4 protein-coding genes and 1 pseudogene are annotated in these 5,823 nt (G+C 59.2%); all 5 read left to right on the plus strand.

From position 1 onward, the window contains the following. Positions 1-576 (plus strand): annotated as a pseudogene (locus I2H19_RS09745) (CAP domain-containing protein); the annotation flags it as partial. A 65-nt stretch (positions 577-641) separates the two neighbouring features. Further along, positions 642-1,295, plus strand: coding sequence for a hypothetical protein (locus I2H19_RS09750; protein ID WP_229089896.1), 654 nt, complete (start codon positions 642-644; stop codon positions 1,293-1,295). Between the two features lie 688 nt (positions 1,296-1,983). Further along, on the plus strand, positions 1,984-2,520 hold the full coding sequence (locus tag I2H19_RS09755) for a plasmid mobilization protein (RefSeq protein ID WP_195622536.1): 537 nt from the start codon (positions 1,984-1,986) through the stop codon (positions 2,518-2,520). Further along, on the plus strand, positions 2,517-3,716 hold the full coding sequence (locus I2H19_RS09760; protein ID WP_195622537.1) for a relaxase/mobilization nuclease domain-containing protein: 1,200 nt from the start codon (positions 2,517-2,519) through the stop codon (positions 3,714-3,716). The genes I2H19_RS09755 and I2H19_RS09760 overlap by 4 nt, the downstream gene beginning before the upstream one ends. Before the next feature lie 429 nt (positions 3,717-4,145). After that, a complete protein-coding gene (locus tag I2H19_RS09765) occupies positions 4,146-5,255 on the plus strand; it encodes an IS110 family RNA-guided transposase (RefSeq protein ID WP_195622538.1) in 1,110 nt (369 codons plus the stop codon). Positions 5,256-5,823: the final 568 nt, after the last annotated feature.

A 5,823-nucleotide genomic window follows, 5' to 3' on the forward strand; every position in this document is an offset into this window, starting at 1 on the left:
GTAAAGGCCGTCAATGACACCAAGGCCGCGCTCGATGCCGCGAAGGCGGATGCCATCGCCGCCGAGTCCCTGGTCTCCGCCGCCGAGCAGGCAAAGGCGCAGGCAGACGCCAAGCTGTCGAAGCTGAACTCCATCGATGCCGGCGCGGCGATCGCTTCCGGCCATGATGTGAACGCGGATGACGCCCTCAACGCGCTTTTCGCCGCAGCAGTCGAGGCACGTGCCAAGGTCGCTCCCGCCAAGGCCATCCTGGACGAGAAGCAGGCCGCGGTGGACGGGCTCCAGTCCGGCTATGATGCGGCACTCGCCGCCTACGAGCAGGCGAAGTCCGACCGCATCGCAGCGGAGCAGAAGCTTTCCGATGAGATCGCACGACAGGAGGCAGAGGAGGCGGCAAAGCAGCAGGCGGCATACACCCCGAAGCACCTCGCCGGCACGGATACCGCCCAGCCCGGCAACCTCGCCCAGACCGGCGACCGCGCGGGACTCATCGGCGAGACGTTCGCCATCGGCGGTACCGTCCTCGTGGCAGCCGGCGTCTTCCTCGATCAAAAGAAGCGCCGCGAGCAGATGTAAAAGCGAGCCGGGCGTTGGATATCGGCTGGTGTCCAACGCCCGGTTTCATGGGCAGGGAGATCGGTGTGAGAACAAAGGCTATTATCGTTGCGCTTCTGGTGTGCCTTTCGGCACCTCAACTTGGATGTGCCAGCGTTGCAAAGCAAGGAAGCGGCTCTACGGAAAGGGCCGCCACAGCGGTAAAGAATAAAGACAAAAAGAAGCCAAGCGAAGAAAAGGCGACGCAAACCTCTGGAGCCCAGACCGAGGAGAAGAAAGAATTCGACGGCAAGGACCAGAAGTCCGATGACTCCAAGAAGGAGGATAACAAGTCCTCCGACTCGTCGAAGTCGGACAGCAAGGGAGATTCCTCCCAGTCTAAGCAGAATTCCGGCAATTCGCAGGGTTCTGGCAGCAATAATTCCTCTTCCAACAGCGGTAGCCAGAAGAAATGGGTTGCCGAGCAGGGCCACTGGGAAACCGACTACAGCCAGGTCTGGGTACCGAACGTGGTATACACGCGTCATCCTCGTTTCTGGGTCAATCATGGGGGTACTATGGTAGGGCCCTTCGACTCCGAAGATGCCGCCTATTCGTGGAGTGAAAATGATGCGTTTTCAGGCGGCATCGGCGGATCAATTGTCGATGATTCGTATACCACCTCTGAGGACCAGGGACATTATGAACAGCAGGCTACGGGACAGCATTGGGTTGTCGACGTCGCCGGTCACTGGGAGTAATGTACATCGTTCCTCTCCTCTTACATTCGGTAAATATTTATTTATTTTTGCGGGCGGCCGGTTTCGGCCGCCTTTTTTAGACGCCCAGTCTGGGAGCAAGCGATAGGAAAGCAATCAAACGAGAGGCCGTTCCAAAAGAATCCGGCGGTGCCGGATGCTTCGGGCAAAACCTTCCGCAAATCGGTAAGGTCTTCCATCAACTTGCTCCAGCCCTCGCCCGGAGTCCGATGCGCGGTAATGCAAAAACTCGGCATCCCTCGCATTCGCAGTACCGCTTCGCTCTCGCTACAGCGAATTTCTAACACTCAGCATCCTTCGCGTTAAAAATTCGCTTCCGCTCACGGTCTTCACGCAGTTACAACGCCGCGAGGCCTCTCGCTTGGAATGAGGCCTCTCATTCCACGTCTACACTGCGTTTCGCCCAATCACCGTTCCGGAGATTGCAAGATGACTGTGGGTGGCATTTTTGTGGGCCCATTCGGACCCCAAAAACACCACGCCACAGACCTTGCTTATCGCCTGCTACGGCGATAAGGTTGTTGTGAAGTTGAAACTCCGCGATGAAGAATCGCGGAGACGATTCTTCGTTTTTGGAACGACGCTAGCCGTTCCTCAAAAGGAAAGCGAATCGCATAGCAGGTTTTGATCGGAGGCCTCTCCGATCGCTGATTCGTTTTCCGGAGGAATCATGAGCAGGCTCCGCCCACACACCGTCAAGGCGTCTCTTTCCGATGAAGAGAAGAAAGCCATCATCGCAATCGCAAAGCGACATGAGATGAGTGAGGCGGAACTCATACGTTTCGTCTTATGCAATGCCGACGATCTCGATATCGATTTTGGTCTTGCGGAAATTGCTGATCAAAAATCTCGAACTGAAGAATTGCACATCAGGGTCTCACCGGAAGAAAAAAGGACAATCGAAAGCAATGCTGATTTCCTTGGCGTGACCGTGAGCTCGTATGCACGGCGCGTACTAATTAACGGGAAGATCGAGAAAATCGATTTCGACCATAGCGGCGTGGAGAAGATCTATCATGAGCTTTTGAAGCGGGGTACGAACCTTAACCAGTTGGCGCACTTCATAAACGCGCAAGGACTTTCGGCTTACGACGAAACTGCCGTTCTTATGGCCATCGGGTGCGTTGCTAAAAGTTCTGATTACGCTTTTCAATTCTTGAGAACGCTCGAGCGTCGCTATTTCACCGATGGCGGCGATGCAAAGTGACTGTTATCAAGCAGAAGAGCGTATCGAGCGAGCGCTACGCAAAGAACGTTCGGCGGTACATCAACGGGAAACATGCCCTTGCCCGTGATGGCTGGAACATCAAATGCGATAAGTACTGGTTTTCGAAAATGGCAATGACGCGGAAGGTTTTCCATCACGACACGCCTTCGCGAGCCGGCGCGAAGAACGTGACTATCCTCCACCAGATTCTCGCGTTTCTCCCCGAAGAATGTTCGTGCAACGGCGGTAAAATGACGCCGGATGCATGTATGGCCTACGCAAGGCAATGGGTCGCGAAACATTACCCGAATCAGCAAGTTATCTTCGCGCTACACGAGGAAAGCGACAAGGCGGGAAAACGCTACGCAGTGCACATGGCAATTAACCGCACGGATCTCCTGGCAGGAAAACGTTGTGAGACGGGCGGGCGTCACGGGAAGTTCGAACGCGCCTTGTGGGTCCGCGAACTCGATAAGGACTGGAATCTCGCCCAACTTGAAAAGGGTAAGAAAAATTCGAAGATTCGTGATCGTCAACCGCGCGACACGGAAAAGGAGATTATTGGTCGCGGCGAGTACAGTTATAAAAACAATCTGCGTGAGCTGATCCATATTGCGATTGACGAAGGTCGCGTAAAGAATATGGAGCAGTTCAAAAAACTACTTGCATCATGGGGCGTAGACATTTTCATCAAGAACAATCGAGTCTATGCGACAGATCTCGATATCAAAGAAGCCGGCAATCCGAAGTGCACCTTCAACCTGACTCGTCTTGACGGACGCTTCGCGTTGAAGTCATTGCAGACGGCTTTCGAAAATAACGTGTTGGAGGCCGAGCGTGCGCTTCCATACGAGAAGCGCTGTGAGATTTATATCCGACGACTCAAGAAAGCATACTCGGCGTGGGTCGAGCAGGCTAAAGCAAGCAAAGGCGTCGCCTACAATTCGTTTCCTAAATTCATTACACCGAAGTGTGACGAAGACCTGCTCGAAGATCCGGCGGTTCGCGATGAACTTCTTGCGCGTCGCGGTTATGCGAGGGAGATTCGCAACCGTTACGCCGGCGCCGTTCCCAATGCCGGCGATGACCGCGTTCGCACCGCCGGCCAGGCGCACGGCGGTAGCACTGTGTCGCGACAGATGGGCGATCGCGTTATCGACCGTGGCGATTTCTCACGTGGTGACACGCCTCGCTAGTTTTGGATAGTTCATCGTCAGTGCCCTGGCGCGCTACCGTTCGGTGCCGATTCTGCCACGCTTGCAGTCTCGGCGAGGGTGGGGAGCATGAATTGAATGAAGAGGGCCAGCCACTCTGATAGAATCGTCCTCGCTGTCGGCAGTCCTCGTGCCGGGCAGAGCCCTCCATTCGATGGGAGGTGATGCCCATGACCGATTTCACTGAGTTCGTGAAGCTCCTGACCGCTATGGTCTCGCTCCTCACGGCCCTTGTCGGCCTTTCCAAGGCACTCAAGCAGGGCTCGAAGCCCAAAAGACGATATGAGAAAGCCATTGGGGGCCGCCTCCCCCGCGGCGCAGCTTCTTTCCGCGGGCTCGGGGTGCCACAATGGGCTTTGAGTATCGGCCCGTGCGGTAGCCCTTACCGCACCTGCGGGGAGGAGGCTTCCCATGCCCCATGTTACCTCCATCGGCCTGGACGTCCACGCGCGATCGGTCGCCGCCGCGGCGTTCAACCCCTTCACCGGCGAGGTGGTGCGCCGCAGCTTCGGCACCGACGCCTCCGAGATCGCGGAGTGGGCCCTCGGCTTCGAGGACCCGAGGGCGTGCTACGAGAGCGGCCCCACCGGCTTCCACATGGCGCGCGAGCTGCGCGCGCTCGGCCTCGACTGCGCCGTGGCCGCCGTCTCCAAGATGCAGAGGCCGGCGGCGGACGCCCGGCGCAAGAACGACCGGCGCGACGCCGAGTTCATCGCCCGCATGCTCGCCACCCACAACATCGTCGAGGTCCCGCTGCCCGACATGGCGGTCGAGGCCGCCCGGGACCTCGACCGCGCCCTCGACGACGCGACCCGCGAGCTCCGCCGCTCGAGGCAGCGCCTCAACATGTTCCTGATCAGGCTGGGCCACGTCTGGGACGAGCGCAACGCCGACGGGGCGAGGAAGAAGGCCTGGACGAGGGCCCACTGGAGGTGGGTCTCGGAGATCAGGCTCGAGGGGCCGCAGCGCGACGCGCTGGAGTACTACGTCACGGCCGCCCGCTGCGCGGAGTCGGACAGGCGGCAGCTCGAGAGGAGGGTCGTCGCGCTGGCGGGCACCGACCGCTGGCGGGCGACGGTGGAGGCGCTGTCCTGCATCAAGGGGGTCGACACCCTGACGGCCTTCAGGCTCGCGGCGGAGGCCGGGTCCTTCAGCAGGTTCCGCTCGGCGCCGGCCTTCGCGAGCTGGTGCGGGCTGACCCCGTCGGAGCACTCGAGCGGCGAGTCCGAGCGGCGCGGCGGGATAACCAAGGCCGGCAACGCGCTCGCGCGCACGGCGCTCATAGAGTCCGCATGGCACTACTCCACGTGCTCCCCGAGGCCCAAGGCCCCAGCCCCCGGCACCGACGTGCCCCCGGCGATACGCTCTAGGGCGGACGACTGCACCGCCAGGCTCCACCGCCGCCGCGAGGCGCTGGCCGCGGCGGGCAAGAGCGCGTGCAAGGCCAACGCCGCCGTGGCGCGCGAGCTCGCCTGCTGGGTCTGGGAGATCGGGTGCAGGTCCGAGGGGACCGTCCTCTAGCAGCCGGCGACAACCGACTCCCGCCGGGAGGGCCCGCGCCTCGACGCATCGCCGGCGCGAGTTCACGACCTTTTTGATGGGCAGCCCCGGGGCCGCGCCCGACAAAAGACTGGATTCGTACGATAGCGCCGGACGGAGAATCGAAATGCGGTGGGGTGCGCGGACATACCGGGCTGACCGCCGGAAGCGCACCCGCAAGAGCCCGCGGATATTAGCTTGCCAGGCAAGCGTCGACTAAGCCATGCAGCGTGCGCGGGCTCTCCCGACGGGAAACGAAAAAGCCCGGTTTCAAACCGGGCTCGAACGAACATGCCTATTGACAATGGCTTTCTCATATTAAGAAAGGCCACCGTCGCTAAGACGATGACCTAACTTCGTTAAGCAACGGCTCTGCCCAGCTCACTACAACTTGGGCTGCCGTCGGCATTATTTTACCCTCTTGACGAGGAATTCGTCCATAATTCAAAAATCAAATTGTGCTCGCTATCGAACCTTGATTCTCATTTTCATTGCAACAGCCTCAGGACTCAGCGCAACGCGTTGCGCTGAGTCCTGAGGCGCGAATCCG

Source organism: Collinsella aerofaciens (assembly GCF_015560135.1).
Classification (GTDB): Bacteria; Actinomycetota; Coriobacteriia; order Coriobacteriales; family Coriobacteriaceae; genus Collinsella; species Collinsella aerofaciens_AN.

Bases quoted from the DNA above. Each gene is read 5' to 3' on its own strand.
- I2H19_RS09755 (WP_195622536.1), top strand. From the start codon at position 1,984: ATGAGCAGGCTCCGCCCACACACCGTCAAGGCGTCTCTTTCCGATGAA.
- I2H19_RS09765 (WP_195622538.1), top strand. From the start codon at position 4,146: ATGCCCCATGTTACCTCCATCGGCCTGGACGTCCACGCGCGATCGGTC.